The 23735-nt window shown below is 41.9% G+C and carries 18 protein-coding genes; 11 read left to right on the forward strand and 7 right to left on the reverse strand.

Annotated features, from left to right (window positions below; genetic code table 11):
- Positions 1-102 precede the first annotated feature (102 nt).
- Positions 103-1008, reverse strand: coding sequence for a protease HtpX (gene htpX / locus MUN88_RS11000; protein ID WP_244714952.1), 906 nt, complete (start codon positions 1006-1008; stop codon positions 103-105).
- Between the two features lie 136 nt (positions 1009-1144).
- Here htpX and MUN88_RS11005 point away from each other — a divergent pair, with 136 nt between their 5' ends.
- Positions 1145-1720 carry a YdcF family protein gene (locus MUN88_RS11005; RefSeq protein ID WP_244714954.1) on the forward strand — a complete coding sequence of 192 codons (576 nt, stop codon included), beginning with the start codon at positions 1145-1147 and terminating at the stop codon, positions 1718-1720.
- A 490-nt stretch (positions 1721-2210) separates the two neighbouring features.
- Here the strand turns inward: MUN88_RS11005 and MUN88_RS11010 are convergent, their stop codons facing one another.
- Positions 2211-2996, reverse strand: coding sequence for an SDR family oxidoreductase (locus MUN88_RS11010; protein WP_244714956.1), 786 nt, complete (start codon positions 2994-2996; stop codon positions 2211-2213).
- A gap of 98 nt (positions 2997-3094) precedes the next feature.
- Positions 3095-3361 carry a hypothetical protein gene (locus MUN88_RS11015; protein WP_244714958.1) on the reverse strand — a complete coding sequence of 89 codons (267 nt, stop codon included), beginning with the start codon at positions 3359-3361 and terminating at the stop codon, positions 3095-3097.
- A gap of 176 nt (positions 3362-3537) precedes the next feature.
- On the opposite strand from MUN88_RS11015, the gene MUN88_RS11020 reads away from it, so the two are divergent.
- The gene (locus tag MUN88_RS11020; protein ID WP_244714960.1) at positions 3538-4059 is read left to right on the forward strand and encodes a GNAT family N-acetyltransferase; all 522 of its coding nucleotides are present in this window, start codon (positions 3538-3540) and stop codon (positions 4057-4059) included.
- A 284-nt stretch (positions 4060-4343) separates the two neighbouring features.
- On the opposite strand, the gene MUN88_RS21720 is transcribed toward MUN88_RS11020, so the two are convergent.
- From MUN88_RS21720 to MUN88_RS11040, 3 genes are all read right to left on the reverse strand, one after another.
- Positions 4344-7265: a rhamnogalacturonan lyase family protein gene (locus MUN88_RS21720; protein ID WP_305852462.1), complete on the reverse strand. Its 2922-nt coding sequence runs from the start codon at positions 7263-7265 to the stop codon at positions 4344-4346.
- Positions 7266-7562: 297 nt separating this feature from the next.
- Positions 7563-8411, reverse strand: a complete 849-nt coding sequence (locus MUN88_RS11035) for a hypothetical protein (protein WP_244714962.1) — start codon at positions 8409-8411, stop codon at positions 7563-7565.
- Positions 8401-8904: an RNA polymerase sigma factor gene (locus MUN88_RS11040; RefSeq protein ID WP_244714964.1), complete on the reverse strand. Its 504-nt coding sequence runs from the start codon at positions 8902-8904 to the stop codon at positions 8401-8403. The genes MUN88_RS11035 and MUN88_RS11040 overlap by 11 nt, the downstream gene beginning before the upstream one ends.
- 186 nt (positions 8905-9090) lie before the next feature.
- Here MUN88_RS11040 and MUN88_RS11045 point away from each other — a divergent pair, with 186 nt between their 5' ends.
- Positions 9091-10386, forward strand: a complete 1296-nt coding sequence (locus tag MUN88_RS11045; RefSeq protein ID WP_244714966.1) for a purine/pyrimidine permease — start codon at positions 9091-9093, stop codon at positions 10384-10386.
- 221 nt (positions 10387-10607) lie between these two features.
- On the opposite strand, the gene MUN88_RS11050 is transcribed toward MUN88_RS11045, so the two are convergent.
- Positions 10608-11510: a polysaccharide deacetylase family protein gene (locus MUN88_RS11050; RefSeq protein WP_244714968.1), complete on the reverse strand. Its 903-nt coding sequence runs from the start codon at positions 11508-11510 to the stop codon at positions 10608-10610.
- Positions 11511-11699: 189 nt separating this feature from the next.
- On the opposite strand from MUN88_RS11050, the gene gloA2 reads away from it, so the two are divergent.
- The 8 genes from gloA2 (at position 11700) to MUN88_RS11090 (ending at position 23507) form a co-directional block, all read left to right on the forward strand.
- Positions 11700-12083, forward strand: coding sequence for an SMU1112c/YaeR family gloxylase I-like metalloprotein (gene gloA2, locus MUN88_RS11055; protein WP_244714970.1), 384 nt, complete (start codon positions 11700-11702; stop codon positions 12081-12083).
- 24 nt (positions 12084-12107) lie between these two features.
- The gene (locus MUN88_RS11060; protein ID WP_244714972.1) at positions 12108-14336 is read left to right on the forward strand and encodes a putative bifunctional diguanylate cyclase/phosphodiesterase; all 2229 of its coding nucleotides are present in this window, start codon (positions 12108-12110) and stop codon (positions 14334-14336) included.
- A 292-nt stretch (positions 14337-14628) separates the two neighbouring features.
- A complete protein-coding gene (locus MUN88_RS11065; RefSeq protein ID WP_244714974.1) occupies positions 14629-15606 on the forward strand; it encodes an NAD(P)H-quinone oxidoreductase in 978 nt (325 codons plus the stop codon).
- A gap of 16 nt (positions 15607-15622) precedes the next feature.
- The gene (gene dat, locus MUN88_RS11070) at positions 15623-16480 is read left to right on the forward strand and encodes a D-amino-acid transaminase (RefSeq protein ID WP_244714976.1); all 858 of its coding nucleotides are present in this window, start codon (positions 15623-15625) and stop codon (positions 16478-16480) included.
- A 96-nt stretch (positions 16481-16576) separates the two neighbouring features.
- Entirely contained in the window at positions 16577-18226 is a 1650-nt protein-coding gene (locus MUN88_RS11075; protein ID WP_244714978.1) for an L-lactate permease, read from the forward strand.
- A gap of 209 nt (positions 18227-18435) precedes the next feature.
- Positions 18436-20289, forward strand: a complete 1854-nt coding sequence (locus tag MUN88_RS11080) for an O-antigen ligase family protein (protein ID WP_244714980.1) — start codon at positions 18436-18438, stop codon at positions 20287-20289.
- Positions 20290-20379: 90 nt separating this feature from the next.
- Positions 20380-22101, forward strand: coding sequence for a sensor histidine kinase (locus MUN88_RS11085; protein ID WP_244714982.1), 1722 nt, complete (start codon positions 20380-20382; stop codon positions 22099-22101).
- Positions 22098-23507, forward strand: a complete 1410-nt coding sequence (locus MUN88_RS11090) for a response regulator transcription factor (protein ID WP_244714984.1) — start codon at positions 22098-22100, stop codon at positions 23505-23507. Before MUN88_RS11085 ends, MUN88_RS11090 begins: the two co-directional genes overlap by 4 nt.
- Positions 23508-23735: the final 228 nt, after the last annotated feature.

The following is a 23735-nucleotide window of genomic DNA, read 5'->3' on the forward strand; positions in this document are numbered from 1 at the left end:
TGTAACAACACTACAGTCATTTTACCATATGTTTACTTCAACCATTCCTATTAAAAAACAGACCAAATCATTTGTGATTTGGTCTGACAATGCTTCTCCTCATTACTGTTCCAGCTTTGAAATACGATCATCAAGCGGTGGGTGTGATGAAAATAAAGAGAAAAAGCTGCTTTTACTGCTGATTTTCATTGTTTGTACGGCAGAGTCATCAGAGTAATCCTTGACATTCGCGCGGTCTACATGCATTTTTAGTGAGCGTAAGGCGTGGGCCATTTTGTCACGTCCAGCAATAGCTGCACCGCCATTGTCGGCGTGGTATTCACGATGACGGGAATACGCACTGACAACGAGACTGCCGAGAATCGAGAACAGGATTTGGAACACGATAATGGCAGCAAATTCCACAATCCATTGTAATTCCGAACGTACAAGGCGAGAGACAGCGATCGCAACGATTCGTGAGAAGAAGACAACAAATGTGTTGACGATACCTTGCAACAGCGTCATCGTGACCATATCGCCATTCGAAACGTGTGCGACTTCGTGGGCAATTACTCCTTCGATGGCATCATCATCCATTGAATGTAATAAACCACTTGACACAGCGACGAGCGATCTTTTTTTCGATGGCCCGGTAGCAAATGCATTGACTTCAGGTGACTGATAGATACCGACCTGTGGCGTGTGACGTAATCCTGCCGCACGTGCCAGACGTTCTACTTTTTCATACACGATTCGTTCTTCCGTATTGGCTGGACGATTTGGATCGATTACTTTTACTTTCATCATCATTTTGGCAATCCAACGTGACATGGCAAGTGAAATGAAAGATCCGGTGAAGCCGACAACCAGACTGAAGATCATCAGTGTACCATAATCTATTCCGCCGTTTCCTAAACGGTAAGATCCATTAATTCCTGTGTATTGTGTGATGACAGACCAGACAATGACGATTGTAGTCATCACCAGAATATTCGTTAACAAAAACAATAAAAGACGTTTGCCCATTTATTATCCTCCCATTACAGCATAATTTGCTTATATCATACCATATAAATAGATCATAAGCCTATTACAATGGCTTTTTCTTTTGTTACTTTTACTATATGATAAAGAAGAAGTGGCATGCTGGGGGAATCGAATCGTGATAAAAAAATGGTTGATGTTGATTATACCGCTTTTTTTACTAGTGATGTTTTTCTTTCTTTTTTTTCAATTGCATCGTTTGCTTGTATTAGAACAATCGCCGAAAAAGGTGGATGCAATGATTGTCTTGAGTGGTGGAACTGGAGATAGGGAAGCCGAAGCAGCAAAGCTCTATCATGAAGGATACAGTGATACGATTATTGTCACTGGCGCACTTGTCGGCTGGGAAACCTATACGTCTGATATTATGCGTGAGCATTTGATCAAGCTAGGTGTTCCGAATGATGCGATCTTTGATTATAAAGAAGTGACAAGTACAAGAGAAGAAGCGGAGCTGTCGATACCGCTTTTACGTGAGTTGAGGGTGGACTCTTTAATGGTGGTAACGAATAAATATCATTCTTCTAGGGCGGCATGGATCTTCGAGCGAACATTGAAGAAGGAAGGAATCGAGGTTATTTCGGTACCCGTTCGTGACGATGTCTTTGACCGGAATTGGTGGAAGCAGCATGAGACGAGAAAACAAGGAGCTACTGAAGTATTGAAAGCTGTTTGGGAGTTGTTTCGTTTATAGGAAAGACACTTTACTTGATAAAAGGTTTCTTTTCTTACACGTTACGATCAGAGTATAAGAAAAGAACTCTTATGAAAGGGATCAAGATTTTATTATTCGATTTGTATCGTTTAGAAAGAAAGGAACCAAAAGTGAGGAGCAGCACAACAGGATTTGTATCGTTTAGAAAGAAAGGAACCAAAAGTGAGGAGCAGCACAACAGGATTTGTATCGTTTAGAAAGAAAGGAACCAAAAGTGGGGAGCTGCACAACAAGATTTGTAGCGTTAATAAAGAAAGAAGACAAATGTATGGTGTTGCAATTAGTATTTGTCTTCTTGCAGAGACTGTACCATAGTAGTGTTGGCCAACCACATTCCAAGCGGGACGAGAAGTGGTTGGCAGAAGGCGTCTCAGCACAGACAAAATAAAAAATGACATCTCCGTTAGCTGACATAATACGGATTATAGGTAGCTGTATATATTAAAGTTATTTGGAGCGTCGTTCTTACTTAGCGTAACAACGATTCTGCTCCATCGATAAACATTTCGGTACCCGTGATGTGACTCGCTTGTTCGGATGCGAGAAAGGTGACAAGGTCTGCTACTTGTTCCGGTTTTCCAGGACCGTGCTCTAACGGCTTATCGCCTTCGGGGTATTTGACGGGGATGTTGATTTTTTCTAATTCAGGTGTTTTCTCTGTGTTTTTGCCTATGTCCGTTTCAATGGCGCCTGGACAAATAATATTGACCCTGATTTTATATTGCGCTAATTCGAGCGCTGCCATTTTCCCGAAAGCCATTTGACCAGCTTTTGACGTACTGTATGCAGCCATGCCAAAATTGGAGAAAATACGATTACCATTGACGGAGCTCGTGATGATAATACTTCCACCGTTATTTTTCATGAAGGGGATCGCATATTTTACGGTATGGAAGGTTCCTTTTAAGTTAGTGTTAATAGTTTTGTCCCAATCCTCAGGGTTCAAATCTTCGATTGGTGCCAGCACCCCGTTGATACCACTATTGGCAAAAATAATATCAATCTGTCCCAAATGATCCGCTACTTCCTGCATCGCATTTGCTACCCGCTGATGATCCGAGAGGTCTACATCTGCAATCATTGCCTTTCCACCTAAGTCTGTAATTTCGTCTTTGACTTGTTCTGCCTGTTCTTCTTTCAGGTCCATCAGACAAACCTTTGCGCCCTCTTTCGCAAGTGCGATCGCAGAAGCACGGCCAATACCAGAGCTCCCACCCGTAACAACAGCTATTTTATTTGTAAAACGGTTACCCATTTTCTTTCCTCCTAGCTTTTTTTCATCCTATTCCCGATTTTCATGGGTTTACACATGTTAGTGCAGAAATAAAACCGGGAAGAGAAACTGCCCGGTTGTTATTGAATGATATTCTCGATCGCTTGTTTCTGCTGTTCATAATCGCGTCGTACTAAATCCATGGCACCTTGGTCGTGCGTTACTTTTGCCGCTTGCTCAATGGAACGCTCTGCACGTTCCATTGAATGTCTGACTTGTTCTAAAATGTCATCATTGAGGTGACTTTGCGCTTGCTGTACGGCATGCTGTAAATGAAGAATCGACTGTTGCGCCTGTGCAAGCTGGTTCTGATCCTGTAAACTGGAGATATTGTTTCCTTTTTCCAAGATGAATTCCTCCTTGATATAATCGTACATTGTTTAATGTGCGATGGTGGGGGGATTTTATGCATAATTTGTGGAGGTAAAGGTGTTGTGGCGTTAGGCTGTTATCTATGATAATAATTGCATCCATATTTTTGGGGGGGATGCAATCAATCAACGAATATGGAAGGAGTTTGCCTGTGGTTACCATATTAAGCAATCAACACCCATTTATTATCCGGTCCGCACAAGAATCGGACGCAAAGGAGCTGGTGCAAGTTCGTTTGCAAATGGATGGGGAGACAGAAAATATGGATCGAGAAAAAGGGGAAGCCTATTTAGATGAAGCAGCATTCAGACAGCTCATTAGAGACGATCGTAAATACGAAAGCCATCTTTTTTTAGTCGCCGAAATGAATGGGAATATTGCAGGGTTCTCGCGATGTGAAGGCAATGAGTTAAAGAGGTTAGCTCACAAAGTAGAGTTCGGAGTAGGTGTATTAAGGGAATATTGGGGATATGGCATTGGCAGGCAGCTTTTGGAAGAATCGATTCAATGGGCCTGGGCACATGCGGATATTAAGAAAATGCAATTAAGTGTACTGGAGACTAATGATAGAGCAATTGCCTTGTACAAAAAGTTAGGTTTTGAAGTAGAAGGTCAGTTGAAGCAGGATAAGCTGCTTTCTGATGGAAAGTACTATGATACTATTTTGATGTGAAAATGGTTGAGATGAGATAAAGGGAACAAAAGTACAATGGATTGAACGGTGATTTGTTTCCTTTATCCATGAATGGAGACAAATGACGAAGTGAGTGGCAGGAGATTTGTATCCTTTATAGAGGAAAGGTGACAAATGTAGGGAAAATGGAAAGAGATTTGTAGCGAATAACCTGAAAGAATACAAATCTGATCGATGCGGTTAACGTTTTAGCGCAAATGAAACTTGAAAAGTAATGCCTTTACAAAAAAGCAACCTGCCTCACAGCAGGTTGCTTCGTCTGATTACTTATGAAGATTTTTATCACGTCCGAATAAGCGGTCGCCCGTTTCAATAGCTGGGCGTGGTGCTTCTTTCATGTCATAGCCTAGGAAGAAGCTTGTATGTGGCGGCTGATTATAAGCGACATTCTGCCATGCGACACCCATACGGTAAACCGGATCGTGCATCAATGTGTAGATTTTTTCTTCTGATTCACTGGTTGTCGTGTAAATCCGTAACGCTTCACTATCTCCTGACGGCCAGATCACTTCTTCGCGCCAGTCACCAAAAAGGTCAGCTTGAAGGGAAGGATTACCTTTAGTGTAATTATTGGTTCGGGTTCCTTCAGGAGTTAAAAGGTTCACAAGTTCATTTTTTTGATAATCCCATTTATCGATACGGCCAACACCATATGGGTCACTACTGGAATCAAAGGTATGATCGAGCAGTTCTCTGCCAAGATCGCCATCCCACCAGACGGCATGGTTGACAGATCCCGGAATTGATTCGGAAATGATGTCACCGTCTACTGCATGTAAGCCGGTTCCTTCACTGCCATCCCAAGAGGCAGATGTCCAGAACTCTGCGCCTTGATAGCGTGGATCAATATCAGCGATAAGGCCTCTGCCGACATCTTTACGAACATTAACACCGTGAATTAATTCGCCGGTTTCCGCGTCACGAATGCCATACCCGATCGGAATTTGCGTGTCTTCGTGCGGTTGGAAAATTTCAAGGCCAGGACGATTTGGATCAAAATCGCTGACATGTAAGGCATCACCATGACCCCACTCGGTAGTGTAGAGGCCGCTGCCATCATCGTCGACCACCATGGCGCCATAAATGATTTCGTCTTTACTGTCTTTATCAATATCTGCTACGGAGAGACTGTGATTACCTTGTCCTGCATAATCCTGATTGCCTTCATCATCTGTATCAAATACCCATTGTCTTGTCAGTTCGCCATCTCGCCAATTGTAAGCCGCGATGACGGTACGAGTATAATAACCGCGAGCCATCAGTATACTAGGTCGTTCACCATCCAAGTAGGCAACACCTGCTAAAAAGCGGTCAGCACGGTTACCGTAGTCATCACCCCAGTCGTTTAAATTACCTCGTGGTGGGTAGTAATCTGTGGTTGTTAGTGCTTTACCTGTGTCACCTTCAAATATGGTTAAATACTCCGGTCCTTGCAGCACATAACCACTACTATTACGCCAATCTGCATTAGCATCTCCAATTACATTACCTTGACCGTCCATTGTGCCATCTGCCGTTTTTAAAACGACTTCTGACTTGCCGTTGCCATCAAAATCATAGACAAGGAATTGGGTATAGTGGGCACCTGCTCGAATATTTTTACCAAGGTCCATTCGCCATAATTTGGTTCCGTCTAATTCGTATGCATCCAAGTATACATTCCCGGTATATCCAGATTGTGAGTTGTCTTTGGAGTTAGTGGGGTCCCATTTTAGAATAATCTCATATTCGCCGTCGCCATCGAGATCCCCAACACTTGCGTCATTGGCACGATAGGTATAATCGACACCATCCGGAGTGGTACCACCAGCTGGTTTATCCAGTGCTACGCTTAAATAATTTTCTGACCAGACGTTCACTTCTTTCGTTATTTTGTCACCACTGCCTTTGATGATTTTTACTTGATAAGTAGAATCTGCTGTCCCATCTTCATCAAAAAAGTTAGTGCTGTCCTCGATTGGTTTTTTGTTTACTTTTTTACCATCACGGAAAAGGTTAAACTTGACATCTGTCGGATCGGTTCCGAGCATTTTCCAGCCAACATATACACCATCACCCGATTGAACGGCAACAAGTGCACGGTCCAACTGCTCCATTTGTCGTTTCTTTACTTCTGTAACAGGGGATTCAGCCGTATCAGAGGCTTCGGAAATTCCTCCTGCATTGACCGCCCGTACCTGATAATAATAGTTGCTATAAGTCAAAATAGTATCGTCAGTGAAGCTTGTTTCTGTGGTTGTTCCAATTTTCTCGAAATCTACTGTTCCTTCCGGATAATCATCAGGATTATATTTGGCACGGTAAATATAATAAAGCAGCGTGTCATCGGATGCTTCCCAGTTAACAGTTACCTGATCGATGGACGCGTTTTGTACCGCCAGATTAGTTGGAGGCTGTGGTGCTGTTTCATTTTCTTTGATTAACGAGGCGGTAACTTCATCACTTTTATCCGATTCGATGCCGGAAGGATGTACGAGTGAAACGGCATAGGTGTATCCGTAACCGAGTTCAACGGATGAATCTGTATACGCGTTAGCGGTTGTTTCATCGATTTTACTGAAGGAATCTTGATTTGGTCCCTTGCGATAAATGTTGTAGTGACTCGCGTTGTCATCTGCTTGCCATGACAATGCGACTTCACTATCCGCTGTATAGCTAATGGAATCGACGCTTAGGTTCTCGACTTGAGCTAATGGCACGATTTCCAGGCCATTAATGCGTCCATTTTCTCCAATATCAATCGTTAACTGGCCATCTGTGATCGTAATATTTTCGGTGAGTTCAGCGAACTCACCTCCACTGGAAGTGATATTGCCATAATCTTCCCCGTTGATCACGAAACTGGAGCGATTAAAAGCAATTTCATCCCCTGCGATGATTCTGACAAAATAATCACCATTCGGAAGGTCTAATTGAAAAGAATAGTTACTGTTAATGACAAAGTCTCTTTTTAAGTCATCGGGATTGCCGCGGTCCCGCATATCGATACTTTTACTTAAACCATAGCCCTTGCTTTCATCATAAACAGTGGTATTGGCAACTTGCGTATAGCCGGCTGCAACGGGACTGCCTTCTGAACCAAAATCAAATAAATAGCTGTTGTCCTCTTCTGCTGCCTGGGACGGATTAGCTGGTAATAGTGCCGCAAGCAGAACGATAATAAGGATGCTGGATATGTTTTTCATCAGATAAACAAACCTCCTAATTGATTTTTTGTGGGAACGGTGATGTTAGGCGGGATTCACCTCCTTGTTCAGAAAAGATTTCAGTCATGGGACCAAAGTATGATAACGCTTACATTTTTTCTTGAGAGAACCATGACCTGATTTTTATTGTGGGGGAATCTGGATGCGATCATAGATTAGAGGAGAAATAGTAATTAGTCAAGGGGAACACTGATATTTGAACGGAAAACACTGAAAATTGATGGTTAATGGTATGAAATATGAAAGGAAAAAGCTGTCTTCGAAAGACAGCTTTATTTATTGAATAGAATCAAGAAATATTGGTTTTCTAGCACTTATCCCATCGCCGGCATCACCGATGTATTCATATTCAATGACTAAAACGTTATTATTAATCTGATAGACATAATATCCAAAAATTTCATTTGAACTTGCATTATGTCCACCTTGATGAAGACCTTCATAAGGATTTTCATCCGTTGTTTCCGTTACATCATCCACATCATTATATTGCTCTCGATACTCTGTATTTAAATTATCCGAAATATTTTCAATCGTATTATTCTCGACGACGTGGAGGCTGATGGAAATGTACTCCTTATCGTCGTGATGTCGAACTGATTTCCCTTCGATTGCATATTTGTCTAATAATTCCGGCATCGAATACGTAATACCGTAAGGATCCATTCGATATTTTTGAAGAGTAATTTCTTCCTGCATACCTTCATTCATTATAGTGGCTTCCTCTGTCCCGACTTGATCCACCTTAAATTCCTCAGGACTAACATCCTCTTCACCAGAATCAGCATCATCTTCTTCCGAATTTTGCTCTTCATCAAGAATCGTTACATCATCGGAATCTTGTGTATCGTTTTCACCAGGCTGGCTTTCTTCGGTGGGGTGCTCATCAGCGGGCAAGGTCAGTTGATGTTGATTAATCATGCTGTAAACCAATATACCACACAGTAGAACGGCTGCTGCAGACGTAAACCAAATGAAGGTGTGCTTTGCTTTGGAGCGGGCCTTCTTCTTTTGTGCATGTTTTTGCAGGGCCATTTTCATCTTGTCCTTTTGTGTATCATTGATTTTGGCATTTGATTTCAAGTCTTTTAACTCCTTTATTAAATCGTCTTCGTTATGACTCATAATGAACCTCCTTTACATGCAGTTTCAGTGCTTTTAATGCGCGGTGGAAGGTGACACGTACTTTCGATTCGGTCCACCTCAGAACGTTGGCTGTTTCCGACACTGTTAATTCTTCGATGCCACGGAGGATGACCACGTCACGGTAATCTTGTTTTAGCTGGGCGATTGCCCGGTGCAGTTCGAGTTTTTTCTCATTTAACAAATGTTTATCTTCTGGCGAAATGTCTATTTTATGTTCATACGTTTTGATTAGTTTTCGCCAATCCTTTCGTTTTTGTTTTCGCGCTTCATCGATCGCCAGATTACGGGCGATCGAAATCAGCCATGTTTTAGGGCTGGCATCACCCTTGAAGGAATCATAGCGATCAATCGCTTTGATGAATACCTCTTGGACTAAATCTTCAACATCTGATGTGGAGGTGTAATATATTAAAAAACGGTAGACATCATCTGCATAAGCGTCGAACCAATTGGTAATTAATTCTTCATCCATTTCTTAACCTCCTTGTTCTTTCATCTTCGGTGTTCTTACTTATTAGACGCACCATGACATGAAACATTACAGTTTTCGATAAAAAAATACGATTCATTCGAAGTTAACGATGAACAAGTAGCTTGGTCGATCCTTTAACTTAATGATATGATACATAAGGAATCAATGGAAAGAGTAGGAGCGTTTATGTTGAAAAAAACATCATTTTTACAAACATCAATGGAAACATTTCAATGGTTTATCTTTTTATTAGCAAGTTCAGTGGCCTTACCCATCGTCGTAGGAGCCATGTTTGATTTAAGTTTTCCGGAAATAGCCGGGTTGATGCAACGGACTTTCTTTGTCGTGGGGCTGGCTTCTTTTCTGCAGGCAATCTTTGGACATAAGATGCCGATTATGGAAGGTCCTGCCGGCATTTGGATTAGTATTTTTTCCGTTATGGCTGCCACAGGCATACAGAATGGTACAGCATATGGGGACACGTTACGTTTATTGGAAACGACCATGATCCTGACAGGGGTTTTCTTATTTCTGTTCGGTGCTTTGAAGTTGACACAGTATGTGCTGCCAATTTTCACACCGTTAGTGACAGGGACTTTCTTCTTACTGTTAACGGTTCAATTGAGTGGGACGTTTCTCGAAGGAATGCTTGGACTGCAAGGTGGCTCGGAAAATATTCAGGTAAAAGAAGCGCTGATTGCAACGTTAACCTTCATGATTGTGTTGGGATTATCGATTTTTTCAAAAGGCTGGTTAAGTAATTATTCGATGCTTATCGGTATATTTGTCGGATGGCTTATCTTCGTGCTCGTGAACGGGGAGGCACCAGTTGTCGGTGATGTGGCACTGTTTGCATTGCCTGATGTGTTCGCGTTTGGTATGCCGGAGTTTAACATTAGTCTTATTCCGATCGCATTTATTACAGCTGTCATTCTGCTTTCGAACATCGTCGCTTCTGTCGTGGCGGTGGATCAAATATTAGGGAATAAAAAAAGTGATCGAAAAAAAGAGATTAATCGTGGAACGGTAGTATTTGGACTTAATCACGGCTTGGCAGGGATGTTCTCAGCCATTGCTAATGTGCCGCTCTCTACGTCTGCCGGTTTTATAGAACTGACTGGACAGAAACGAAAAACGCCATTTATTTATGCATCTTTTCTATTAATGGTCGTGGCCTTCTTTCCGGTGATTGTCTCGTACATATCCAGTATTCCATCACCGATCGCCAATGCAGCATTGATGGCATCGTTTATCCAACTAGTAGGGTTAGCGATCCGCAATGTGAACTATCATCCGCTTGATAACCGTCGGGTAACAATTCTTGGGATTGCCTATCTTGTCGGGATGGGAACGATGTTTCTGCCGGCTGAGGTGTTTTCCGAATTGCCGCTGCTCGTACAGAATGTGATGAGTAACGGTCTGTTGGTCGGAACCTTCCTTGTGATGATAATGGAGCAATTGTGGAAAGAAGAATCACAATAGAAAAAGCAGTTCTGATAAATTGGCCTGCATTCAAACGACAATAGCAAGATGTGTTGGAATGCAGGCCATATTCGATCAAAAAAGCTTGGGTTACAGCGAATTATGAATGAAAGCAGTCCTCATTCAATCAGAAGCGTCTCTTCTGCACCTCCTTTTGATTGAATGAGTTCATGTTTCAAACAAGCCACCACTCACCGCTGGAATCCTTCCAGTGCATATGATCACCCTTCGAATCCAATTTTTTCTTTAAAATCCTCTAAAGAGTCGTCTGGCTTCACTTCTCTCCTCGGAATCTCATAGATGTTCGTTCCGGGAACGACATCAGCCGGGTTGACGGTAAACGCCATATGGATGCCGAGATCTTTTAAAATATCGACGACTCTATCATTGTACGCGCCGTATGGAGCAGCGAAGGCTTGTTTATTGCCATCCAAATTGTAAATACTTGTTGCAATATCCTTTTTAATAAGGTCGGATGTCAGGGCGACTAAATAGGCTTTATCCCGATTGGTTCGTTTATGAAAATGGTACGTGTGGCTTTCGAATTCGAAAATGTCGCAGCTGTTTTGCATGTCCTCTAACGTGTAGTACTGGTATTTGCTTGGGTCATACTCATAGTCTTCTTTTCTGACAGCACCGGTTATCACAAAGCTTGCCGCATTAAAGCCGTTGGCACGAAGAGTCGGTGCTACTTCCAATGTGTTCTCGATAAAGCCATCATCGAATGTAAGCACAACACTCTTTTCAGGAATATCCAGCTTGCCATCAATAAATATTGCCAGTTCCTTTAACGTCAACGTCGTATAACCCTCTTCTTTTAAAAATTCAATCTGTTCTTGAAAATCGGACTGTAAAATCACTTCGGAAATTAAGTTTCCATTATATTGTTTATGAATCCTGCTGATGGCATCCTCCGGAACGACCCGGTGATACATCAATACCGTTACCTTCTCTGCTTTATTTTGCTTGGATACATTGAAATCACGGACCTCGTCTGTCCATCGTTGGCATTCATTGATGTCGAATGTTTCATTTCTGGGAAATAACTCGCTGTCAGGCATAGCCATCGCAGGTTGACTACTTAGGATAAACAATCCAATCATCATGAGTATCGTCTTTTTCATATCGTTTGCTCCTTTTGACAAAGTTGTAGCGGTAGTTTTTGTTGTACAGACTCGTTTCATTCGAAATAAAAAATGCGTGATACCGGTAAAATTCGTCAGAATAATGGAAAAGTTATCCTATTGTTGATTAGCTGTAAAAAGCTCTCTCATTTTATGGTAAAATAATAGCTAAATAAAGGAGTGCTTGTTATGTTTAATGGAGTTCATCACATTGCAATTATTTGTTCCAATTATGCTGTTTCTAAAGATTTTTATATAAATAAGCTAAGGTTTACTGAAATTCGTGAAGTATATCGTGAGGAACGAAAGTCATACAAGTTGGATTTAGCCCTAAATGGTACCTATATGCTCGAATTATTCTCTTTTCCGGATGCCCCTGAACGTGCCAGTTATCCAGAGGCACAAGGACTTAGACACATTGCATTTACCGTTGACAACATTGACAGAACAGTAGAAAAGCTTTATGAAAAAGGTATCGAAGCAGAAGTAATTAGAATAGACCCGATTACTGGGAAGCGATTTACTTTTTTTCAGGATCCTGATCAATTACCTATCGAAATATACGAAAAATAGATATGTGGAAAAGGTGGTGAGTCTGTGCATAAGGAGATGAAAAATTTATTAGGGATACTGGTGCTGATTACAGCTATCTATTATTTACTGTTGACCTTGTTGGAAGCGGAGTCCCTTCTACGTGATGTCCTGTCGATAGCTGTGCCGGTAGTGGCCGTATCCATAAGTGGCAGATGGATTTATCAAGCATACCGCCAATCGGATCAAATCCAGCGACGATTTTGGATGTGGATAGGCTTATCGCTGGCAGCATTTGTGGCAGCAAACCTAATCTGGCTTTTCGAAATACTCGTGAGTGGAGAAAATAGTTTTCCAGCTCTGTCTTTGGTAGCCTGGTTTGCAGCATACAGTCTGTTATTGCTTGCCGTTTTACATAAAATTAAATTGATCGAAACGGATGTGTCGACGAGTCCGTTTTTGTTCAATATTTTCATCTTTATGATTTTTATCACCGTTATTTGTATTCATTATCTTTTTCAACCGGTTATTTTTTACGCGGATCATTCGTTGTGGTTACAGGGAATTATTATTGCTTTACAGGTTTGCTTATTAGTAATCATGTTCGGCATTACGACATTATACTATTTAATCTTGTTCAGTAAGCAAAGAGGGGCCATGACATTCTTAATCGCTGGTGTTTTTTTTCATATCTTGGCGATTATGTTATTGGTGATTGCAGAAATGAATCAATGGAAGGCTTGGTATGATCTTATTGATGCATTATGGTTATTTTCCTTGCTCTTGATTGGTACCTCAGCGAAACTGACACATCTTCAGCTACCAACTATGGATTGGAATCGCTTCAAAAATGAAGAACGAAAGGTTACTTTTTTTCCTTATTTATCGGTGTTAGTCCTTATGCTGTTCTTGTTGCAAAGTTATCACTGGGAATGGAATGCGCTTAGCATCGGCTTAATGATTGTCTTTATCATGCTGGTAGCAAGGCAGCTGTTGGTGATGAAAAAGAATACACAACTGGTTCGCGAATACCGTTATCTTGCTTATCATGATGCATTAACCGGATTAAAAAATCGTGTCAGTTTTACCGAAGATTCTAAGAAATTACGTAAAAAGGGTCAGCCGCTTGCTGTTCTGTTAATGGACCTTGATCGCTTCAAGAATATTAATGATAGTCTTGGACATCAGGCTGGTGATCAAGTCTTGCTTGAAGCGGCGATACGTCTGCGCAAAGTTGTGGAGGGAGGCGCGGAGGTATACAGGATTGGTGGCGATGAGTTTATTATGCTGGTTCCTCATGCTTCGGTGGAGAAAATGAAGGAAGTATCCAATGCCATTCTGGCTGTCTTTTCCAGTTCTTTTCACCTGGAACAATACGAAGTTAGTCTGACGCCCAGTATAGGCATCAGCTTTTATCCGGAAGATGCGTTGACTGAAGAGCAGCTGATGAAGCATGCTGATGCGGCGATGTATCAGGCAAAGCGTCTCGGTAAGAATCGTTACTACTTTTTTGATGAAGTATTGCACCGACGAATCATGCGTAAGCTGACCTTAGAGATGAAACTAGAAAAGGCAATAGTGGAGGATCAATTTACGCTGGTTTATCAGCCGATTGTCCGTCTTGCCTCTGATACGCCGGTTGGGGTGGAAGCATTGGTAAGATGGGATCATCCGACTATGGGGGATGTATCGCCAACGGAATTTATTCCGGTTGCAGAGGAAACCGGCCAAATACATAAAATTGGGGAATGGGTTTTACGTAAGGCTTGTCTGGAGATAAAACAGCTGCATGAAGCGGGCTACCATGACTTAACCGTGGCCGTGAATGTGTCGCCAAAACAGCTAGAGCGTCGTTTTGTGAAAACAGTGGAAAATGTCTTGGAAGAAACCGGATTACCGCCACAATACCTGGAATTAGAAATCATTGAGAGTCTCATGCAAAATATTGATACGTCAAAAATGATACTGCAGTCCTTGCATGATTTAGGAATCGGTATTGTGATTGATGATTTCGGCACAGGGTATTCCTCACTCTATCTGCTAAAGGAGCTGCCGATCGATAAATTAAAGATCGATAAACATTTCATTAAAGGTGTAGAGGACAAAACCAGTTTGGCAATTGTCAAAACAATGGTCGATATTGGTGCCAATCTTCATTTGAAGGTAGTGGCGGAAGGAATCGAAGCGGAGTGGCAGCGAAATATTTTACATCGTCTGTATTGTGATTATGGACAAGGTTATTATTACTCGGAGCCCGTTTCCTTGAAGGATTTAAAAAAGTATATCCGATCATAATAATGTATCCGATCGGTGTGCATTGTTATAATAGAGGAGGAGGGATGATGAGTTGAATTTCTTTAAACGCTTATTTCAACCGGTAAAATGTGCAATGTGTGGCAAGAAACCAGTCAAACCCACTTACTATTATAACGATCATGATGAGAAGGTGCCGGTCTGTTTCAAATGCGTAACATACGCAGAGAGACGGGCTTTTCGAAAAGCGTAGAGTGTTGTTAGAAGCCTCTGCGTTTTTTCCTTATACGTCAGGTTTTGTAAACGAAGAATTTGATATAGAGGAGGAATGAAAATGAAAGCAGTAATAACAAAAGAACCAGGTGGTGCAGATCAACTCACCTATGTTGAACAAAATGATCCAACAGTAGCTTCAGGAGATATGCTAATAGAAGTGCATGCTACAGCGGTGAATCGTACCGATATTTTAAACCGTGAAGGGAAAATAGGCTATGCGGAGAATCCGATCATTGGCGTCGAGATCGCTGGCGTTGTCGTAGATCCGAATGGCCATGATCAGTTTACCGTCGGAGAACGTGTGATGGGATTGGTCAACGGTGGTGGGTATGCAGAAAAAGTAGCCATGCCTGTTGATCGCGCGATGAGTATTCCATCCGATCTTTCGTTTGAACAAGCTGCAGCAATTCCGGAAGTGTTTTTGACCGCCTATCAAACGCTTTATTGGATCGGAAAATTGCAGAAAAGCGAAACCGTTCTGATTCATGCTGGTGGAAGTGGTGTCGGCACGGCGGCTATTCAACTAGCGAAGAAGCTGTCGAACGCCCGCGTTATCGTAACTGCTGGATCGGAAGAGAAAGTAGATTTTTGCAAGAAGCTCGGAGCGGATGTTGCAATCAATTACAAAACACAGGCATTCGAAGAAGAAGTATTACAAGCAACCGACCAAAAAGGTGCCGATGTCATTCTTGATTTTGTCGGTGCGAGTTACTGGCAGAAAAACTATCGAAGTATCGCTGTTGACGGACGCTGGGTGCTAATCGGTGTGTTAGGGGGCAGCAAGGTAGATTCCATTTCATTAATGGATTTGATGGCCAAACGAATTCAGCTCACCGGAACGTTGTTAACGCCAAGGAGTGATCCGTATAAAGCAGAATTATCAGATGACTTTCTGAAAAAGACAAGTGAATATTTTGAGGATAAGTCGATCAAGCCGGTAGTGGATCAAGTATTTCCAATTGAAGAAGTGGCAGATGCCCATCGCCATATGGAATCCAACAAAAACATCGGCAAAATTATTTTGAAAGTACGATAAAAGGGAGGCTGCTGGTGTGACGGAATATATGTTATGGAACCATAAAATAGTGGAAAGAAAGCAGGAAAACGCGCTCGTATCTTTTGAAGACCGTGGTTATCAGTTCGGTGATGGTGTATATGAGGTAATCCGTTTATATGATGGTAAGTTCCATGTGTTAGATTGGCATTTAGACCGTCTTTTTTATTCGATGGAGCAGTTAGCCATTCGTCCACCTTTTTCACGACTAGAGATCAAAGAGTTGTTGAAAAGACTTGTTGCGGCAAATGATTTTACAGTGGACGGAAAACTATATCTCCAAGTGACACGGGGAATGCAGCCACGCGACCATGTCTACGCAGAGGATCTGGATGCGATCTTTTATGCGACCGTAAACAAGTTCGATCAGCCTGTGGAGATGTGGGAGAACGGCGTACGTGTGACGTTACAGGAGGATATTCGCTGGCTTCGCTGTGATATTAAGTCTCTGAATTTATTAGGGAATGTGCTGGCGAGAACGAAGGCGCAGCGTAATGGATTCTACGAGCCGCTTTTTCACCGGGATGGAATTGTCAGAGAGTGTGGGGCTTCCAATTTTTATATGATAAAAGACGGAATGATACATACTCATCCTGCCAATAACTATATTCTTGGCGGTATCACCAGAAAAAAGGTAATCAAGTTAGCGTCAGAGCTTGATATCCCAGTCGTGGAAGAAACGTTTACTGTCGATGAACTGCAAAAGGCAGATGAGTGCTTTTTGACTGCCACACCTATGGAAGTGGTGCCGGTCACACATATTGACGAGAATTCGGTTGGAAACCAAGCGGTCGGTCCAGTCACCAGACAGTTACAGCAATATTATCGCAAACGTGTCTATGACGACGTGGAATAATGTTCACAAAAATGCCCACTTTTAACGTAGTGGGCATCATTTTTTTGGTAAAGTTTGTGATATAATGAACATATGACAGATAGTGAGGTGAGTGTGATGATGACGATTGTAGCATTAACACCTATTTTGGCTGTTTTTCTCTTCTTGGTTATACTTCGAATGCCTGCGATGAAGGCGATGCCAATTAGTCTGGTGGTGACAGCTGTTCTTGCCTTTTTCTTTTGGAAGGTCCCTGCCATTCAGATTAGTGCATCAATTATGGAAGGCGTTTTAATTGGTGTTTCTATTTTATACATCGTATTCGGTGCCATCTTATTATTAAATACATTACAAAAAAGTGGCGCCATTGATACCATTCGAACTTTTTTCATGGGAGTAACTCCGGATCGACGCGTGCAGTCAATTCTGATTGCCTGGTTATTTGGCGCTTTTATTGAAGGATCTGCCGGATTCGGTACACCAGCGGCAATTGTGGCTCCGTTGTTAGTTGTGCTGGGATTTCCACCATTGGCTTCCGTGGTGCTGGCGTTGATTGCGGACAGCAGTCCTGTTTCATTTGGCGCGGTTGGTACGCCGATAATTGTCGGTGTTCAGCAAGGATTAATGGAAGGCGGAGACATCGCACCGTTAGCGGCTAATTTTTTAGGAACTACTTCGCTGGATACATACACCAAAACATTAGCCAGTCAAGTGATGCAGTTTGACCTTATTACAGGGACGATTATGCCATTGATTATGGTCGTCATCCTCACCCGTTATTTCGGTGAAGAAAAATCTTGGAAACACGGCTTCGTCATATGGCGCTTTGCTTTGTTTGCTGGCCTCAGTTTTACTGTGCCGGCGTTCATTGTCGCAACGGTGATCGGTCCAGAGTTTCCGTCCATTGTCGGTGGTTTGGTCGGATTGGTGCTTGTCCTTTTTGCGATTAAGAAAGGGTGGATGCTGCCGAAAAGCCCTTGGGATTTTGGCAAACGTGAAACATGGCCAGCTGGATGGCTGGGGGATCTGGCCATTGCTGAAAAAGAAAAAATGCAATCCATGTCGTTAGTAAAAGCGTGGATGCCTTATTTATCACTTGGTGTATTATTAGTGCTGAGCAGATTGAACGCACTCCCATTCAAACAATGGCTGACAAGCGCTAAAGTAGGATGGGAAAATATTTTTGGAACGACGATATCGGCCGTCTTTGAACCGCTATATTTACCTGGAACGATTTTTCTGGTCGTCGTGGTCATCACCTTTTTTTACCATAAAATGAGTCTGGGCGCATTTGGCCAAGCATTGTCTGTGTCAGGAAAAACGTTAATCGGAACGTCGATTACGCTGTTCACCGCTGTTCCGATGGTGCGCATTTTTATTAATTCCGGTGTGAATCATGCCGGATTGGAAAGCATGCCTGTCGAGCTCGCCTATCAAGCCTCGGGTTTACTAGGGAGCAGCTGGCCATTGATGGCGCCGTTTATTGGTGCCCTAGGTTCCTTTATCTCTGGTAGTGCGACCTTTAGTAATATGATGTTCTCCTTATTCCAGTTTTCCGTTGCCGATCATGTTGGGCTCGATCCAACTCAGATCATCAGCCTGCAAGTTTTAGGTGCAAACGCTGGCAACATGATTTGCGCCGTTAATGTAGTAGCAGCAGCCTCCGTCGTTGGATTAATCGGAAAAGAAGGGCAAATCATCCGCATGACACTCATTCCAATGGTGATCTATTCCATAATCGCCGGCATATTCGCATTTCTCTGGTAAACCTCACGAAAACTGTGGGGTTTTTTGTGTGGATAGATAAGGAAAGCTTATGGACAACTTTTTGGGGAAGAGGAAGAAAGTGTCCGTAAGAAGGAATCTAATGCACACTCTTCTTGAGAAACATACAAAAACAAGATCTAGGGAGGCTTCTTCCCGTCCACCTACTTTTGTATTACAATGAAAGAAAGTGTATGACGCTGGAGGTTGCTATGGCTTGGATTTTATGGGCTTTTTTATCAATATTAATGGTGACAGCCCCTTTTCAAAAAGGATTATATTTTGATGCGGATTTTTACCCGGTACACATTCTGATCTATTGCATCATGTTCGGATGGATCTTCCATATGATTCGTGCGAAACAGCTGGCAGTATGGGGATCATTCGCATTTCTTCTTATCATTCCGATCTGTTATCTCGTGTCACTGATTCAGGCAGTTCATCCTCAAGGAGCATTTGACATGCTGTTTCGCTGGACGACGTATATCAGTTTTTTTCTATTATTAGTCTGGTGTATGGAAAAAAGGCAAGGGCTGAAAACGCTCATGCCTGTCATCTTCTACCTAAGCGGGATAGTAATCATGCTGCATATGCTGTTCAATCATTGGAGACTGCTGCAAAATGAGTTCGTTATCTATCAAGAGCGTTTTGCTGGAGTTTTTCAATATCCGAATACATTTGGCATGGTGATGGCAGCTTTCTGTTTGTTCGGTCTGATCATGCTGATGAAACAACATCCGATGTGGCTGACACTATTTTATGCTACTCCATTACCGCTTTTTTTTGCTAGTTTTCTAGCCTCCTACTCGCGAGGGATGCTGCTCGTGTTACCGGTCATTTGGCTGATCGGCATCTGCTTGCTCACATTCCGGCAGCAAGTCCGATATGCACTGGCATCCGTTCTCACCATCGGCACAGGATATCTGATTTTTCTGACGTTTGATGTGGTACCGGTACTAATCTTATCCGTTGTCAGTGGGATGCTGATGTCACAGACAAAATCAATCCGAAAACAGCGGCATCGCTTACTTTTACCGGGAATTAGCCTGCTGCTTATCGTTCTGCTTGTAACCGACTTGTCGAAACAGGGATTCGTGTACCAGCATCTCCCGGTTAACTTCCAGGAAAAAGTGGCCAGTATCAGCAGCAGTTCAACTGCACAGGAGCGGCTCTTAATGTATGAGGATGTGCTCACTGCCAGTATGGATTCGCCTTTGTTCGGACGTGGCGGCAACGCATGGGAATCGATCTACCGAAATTATCAGCAAGTTCCTTATCAAGCAAAAAAAATACATAATGAATACTTAGAAATGATAATAGATATAGGATATATAGGTTTCGTTCTTATCACCACCATTTTTATTTTTCTAATCATGGAAATCTGGCGAAAACGGCATCAGGATCCACTTCATATTGCGGCGCTTCTCAGTTTACTAGTGATTTTTTCACATAGTCTAGTAGACTTTAACGCGGCATATGGCTTTGTTGGTTTGATGGTGTGCTGGTTATTCTCGATGGCACTTTCTGATCGAAAGGTAAAGCAAATGTTCACGGTGCATCGCATAGCCTTGATCGTTTACGTATTTTTACTAGCCTTCACAACGGTATATAGCACCCGCTTTATGTTAGCAGAAAAAATCTATCAACAATCACCATCACAAGCAATCGCCTATAATCCTTATCAAAAAAACTACTGGCTAGAGCTAGGCGCACCGGAACAGGTGGAAGGATTGGTAAAAACAGAGCCAGAGAATTCACAGGTCTGGTATCATGCCGGAAAGATTTTAGTATCAGATCACCAACGTGAATTGGCACTTTCTTATTACAAAAAAGCTCTAATGCTGGACGATTATGATACGAATATTTACCGTGCGATTATTTTTTTATCATCCGAATTGACAACGGATACGAAGCAGTCTGTCTATGCGCAAGAGGCGATAAGAACATACGAAAAAATGCAACTAGCGTATCGGCAGATAGAAGAACATGATCATGGTGAAGCGCACAATAATCGCGATTTTTTCATTCCGAATGCTGTTAATAAGGAAATAGAGAAGCTGCAGTAAGTTAGTTGTTGGTGGTATGATGAAACATGGAGGCGTTCTCCATGTTTTTCATGCTAAAATGAAAGCGCTTCAAAAAGGGGGTGATACATCATGAAAAGTCCTTTCTCATTTGAAAATATTAGCTTAAAGAATCGGATTTCCCTTGTCTTTGCGGTCAGTACCTTTCTGTTGCTCATGTGTACCATCATTATCTCTTATCAGTCTATGTCGAATATTTTGACCAATAAATTACATGATAGCTTCAGCAGTAATCTGAGACAAATCCGACTATCGATTGAGGACACGATCGATGATCTGAATTATGTAGCGCAGCAAATTGCCTTTTCGGAAAACATTGGCTATAAACTGGAAAACTATTTACGGTATCCTCCGTCCTACGATAGAGTCAAAGTGTATGAGGATATCAAAAACGAGATTAATGTTATTACCTTCAGTAACCCCGGGATTGGTTTGTCTTTACTTTATAACAAGCAGCAGGATCATTACCTTTTTTACAATTATGGGGTCAAGCCGGATTTCTCACTCAGTCATGACCCATTGCTGGCAGAAGGTTATAATATGCACACCTATGGCCCGCATATTAGTATGGAAAAATACAAAGATAATCATGTGTTATCGACTTCAAGGAAATTAGATGTGAATTTCTCGGACCAAATTTATATTTATTTGGAGTCGAATCTGGATTTCACCAATGATTTACTTGAAATAGGCAGTGTTATGAATAATGCTAACTACATGATGCTGGATGAAAACCAAAACATTATTTACAGTGAAAATGACTCCTTTCCTCGCAACAGTACATTTCCCAGTAACAGCAAAGGATATGGAAAACAGAATGGATTTTACTGGTTTGAGGAATCAACGAAAAAAGGCTGGAGCATTGTCGCTTTAATTCCGATCGCAGAATACAATCAGGAAATGAACCAGTGGGCGATTCTTATGCTGTATATTGCGATTCTTTTTGTACTTATCAGTTTGCTGGTGTCCTGGTTATTATGGAAGACGTTATATAAACCAATGAATCAATTCCGCCACGAAATAAAATTAATGGGAGATAATAATTTTCATTCAGAGGTAGTGAATACCAAAATACCAGAGTTCGTCGATTTAATCGATCATTTTCGGGATATGAGAGGACAAATTGTTGAATTGATCCATGAGATTGAGAAAAAAGAGCGGATGAGGGCTGATTTAGAAGTAGAAAAATTAAAACATCAGATCAATCCACATTTTTTGATGAACACATTGGACACGGCAAAATGGCTGGCGATTTCAGGCGATAAACAGGAGCTTACCAGTCTATTAACCTCCTTAAATAAATTGCTCCATTACAACATGGGGAAGCTGGGGATACTCTCCACCTTGGAAGACGAACTGGAATCAATGCAGCAATACTTAGTGTTACAGCAAATAAGATATGATTTTGAATTTGAGACGTTCCTTTTTGTAAAAGAAGAAGTATTACAAGCGCCTTTACCACGATTTATTTTGCAGCCCATTGTAGAAAATGCCTTGTATCATGGGTTAGTGGATGAAGGCACGATTTTGATTACGGTAAAAATGGAAGCATTACAGCTCGTTATTGACATTGCCGATAATGGCAAAGGAATGACATCGCAACAAGTGGAAGAGCTGTTGCATAAGCAAACCTTTAAGCAGACCAATCAAGGGATGGGAATTGGATTAAATTATGTAAAGCGTGTCCTGGCCAGGACGTATGGCCTTGATGCCAAGATCGAGATAGTAAGTCATATTGGTAAAGGGACGGTTGTGACATTACGAATACCATATTTAAAGGGGGAGAAGGCATGATTAACGTACTGATCGTCGAGGATGATAAGCTAGTGCGCAAAAGCTTTATTTCTGCTTTCAGGTGGAATAATTTTGATATGGAAGTGGTTGGGGATGCCAAGAACGGGAAAGTGGCTCTGGATTTCATTGAGCAACACGCGGTCGATTTAGTGATCACGGATTTAGCGATGCCGGTAATGTCCGGAATTGAGCTGATCCGCGTTTTGCGTCAACAGTATCCGGAAATATTTGTCGTGGTGCTTTCCTTGCATCAGGATTTTGAATATATTCAAGAAGCGATGCGATTAGGTGCGATTGATTATATAGCAAAAATTGAGCTCGATGGAACAGATATGGACAATATTCTAGTCCGAATTCAAGATAGAATTGAACAAGAATCAAACAATCGACATGGAATCAGCAAAGCGTCTACATCTCCTTTTCGCAACGGTTATCTAATCCTTTCTCATCATCTGCAGCTTGTATATGAGAGACTGGCAGATGATATTCAACAGGATCAAATGTATACCTTGCATGACGTTGCAATTGTCATCGATCAGCAGGCGATCTCACCAGAAGACATGTATCATCGTTTAGCCGCATCAATAGGAAATCTGCCACCTGTCGTGCTTATCTATCCAGAAAAATCCTCACACATACTTGATCTGACAGCAATTGATCTTCGACAGCTGCTGTTCTATGAAGTATCAGAGGAAAATCGGCTATCATTTATATCGTGTAAGCAACTGCCAGTATTCGAAGCGATAACAGATCAGGAAATGGATCAATGGAAAGAACAATTACTGTCATGGCAATGGCTGACAAATCAAGAAACGGTCCAGCAATTGCTGGATAAGTTATATCAAGCGGCCATGACAACCTCCCAATTGCAGGAGCTTTTTCATTGGTTTGTCAGTGAAAACAAGCGGCTGTACCAAGATATTTTTCCGAAAGACATTGCAGCTCCTAATTCCCTGCATGCTTGGAGTGATGTTGAAGCGTGGCTGCATCATGTTCAGCGTCAAATGTATACGACTGTATTTAGTCCGACTTATTCTGTTGAGACCAATCAATGTATTTTAAAGGCTGTTTCCATTATCGAGAAGGAACTGGCCACGCCATTAACTGCTCAAGATGTTGCATTACAGGTAAACATGAGCAGAAGTTATTTTTCCACCTGCTTTAAAGATATTGTCGGGGAGACGTTTCACGAGTATGTCCGGATTGCCAGGATTAATAAAGCGAAAGATTATTTGGTTTATACAAAAGAAAAGGTCGGCGTCATCTCCGAAAAAGTTGGATATGCAGACATTAAATATTTCAGTAAAATGTTTCGGAAATCGACGGGACAATTGCCAAGTGAATACCGCAAATGGCATAAAGTGAGACTTCAATCAGTGGGGGGGTTGCCCCCCACTGATTGCTAGCGAAACTTATCAGGAAGTTATCGCCCGTTTATCCCCCACTTAGCTTCTTATTTATCTCGCGAATCTTGATGTGGGGGTATTATGGACGGTTAGCGCCGTGATAAAAGGGAGAAGAATGTTTCTTTCTAGTGTGGGAAATGTTGTTTCTGAAGTATGGAAAGGAGATGGAACAGAACATTTCTCCCCTTTTATTCAAAACATCCCTCTCATTGAATGCGTTTTCATAAG

The sequence above is a fragment of the Gracilibacillus caseinilyticus genome, assembly GCF_022919115.1.
Classification (GTDB): domain Bacteria; phylum Bacillota; class Bacilli; order Bacillales; family Amphibacillaceae; genus Gracilibacillus; species Gracilibacillus caseinilyticus.

What these genes read in the sequence shown, in the direction of transcription:
- htpX (WP_244714952.1), bottom strand. Translation starts at nt 1,008, where the DNA reads ATGGGCAAACGTCTTTTATTGTTTTTGTTAACGAATATTCTGGTGATG.
- MUN88_RS11010 (WP_244714956.1), bottom strand. Translation starts at nt 2,996, where the DNA reads ATGGGTAACCGTTTTACAAATAAAATAGCTGTTGTTACGGGTGGGAGC.
- MUN88_RS21720 (WP_305852462.1), bottom strand. Translation starts at nt 7,265, where the DNA reads ATGAAAAACATATCCAGCATCCTTATTATCGTTCTGCTTGCGGCACTA.
- MUN88_RS11035 (WP_244714962.1), bottom strand. Translation starts at nt 8,411, where the DNA reads ATGAGTCATAACGAAGACGATTTAATAAAGGAGTTAAAAGACTTGAAA.
- MUN88_RS11040 (WP_244714964.1), bottom strand. Translation starts at nt 8,904, where the DNA reads ATGGATGAAGAATTAATTACCAATTGGTTCGACGCTTATGCAGATGAT.
- MUN88_RS11045 (WP_244714966.1), top strand. Translation starts at nt 9,091, where the DNA reads ATGTTGAAAAAAACATCATTTTTACAAACATCAATGGAAACATTTCAA.
- MUN88_RS11050 (WP_244714968.1), bottom strand. Translation starts at nt 11,510, where the DNA reads ATGAAAAAGACGATACTCATGATGATTGGATTGTTTATCCTAAGTAGT.
- gloA2 (WP_244714970.1), top strand. Translation starts at nt 11,700, where the DNA reads ATGTTTAATGGAGTTCATCACATTGCAATTATTTGTTCCAATTATGCT.
- MUN88_RS11065 (WP_244714974.1), top strand. Translation starts at nt 14,629, where the DNA reads ATGAAAGCAGTAATAACAAAAGAACCAGGTGGTGCAGATCAACTCACC.
- MUN88_RS11075 (WP_244714978.1), top strand. Translation starts at nt 16,577, where the DNA reads ATGATGACGATTGTAGCATTAACACCTATTTTGGCTGTTTTTCTCTTC.
- MUN88_RS11080 (WP_244714980.1), top strand. Translation starts at nt 18,436, where the DNA reads ATGGCTTGGATTTTATGGGCTTTTTTATCAATATTAATGGTGACAGCC.
- MUN88_RS11085 (WP_244714982.1), top strand. Translation starts at nt 20,380, where the DNA reads ATGAAAAGTCCTTTCTCATTTGAAAATATTAGCTTAAAGAATCGGATT.
- MUN88_RS11090 (WP_244714984.1), top strand. Translation starts at nt 22,098, where the DNA reads ATGATTAACGTACTGATCGTCGAGGATGATAAGCTAGTGCGCAAAAGC.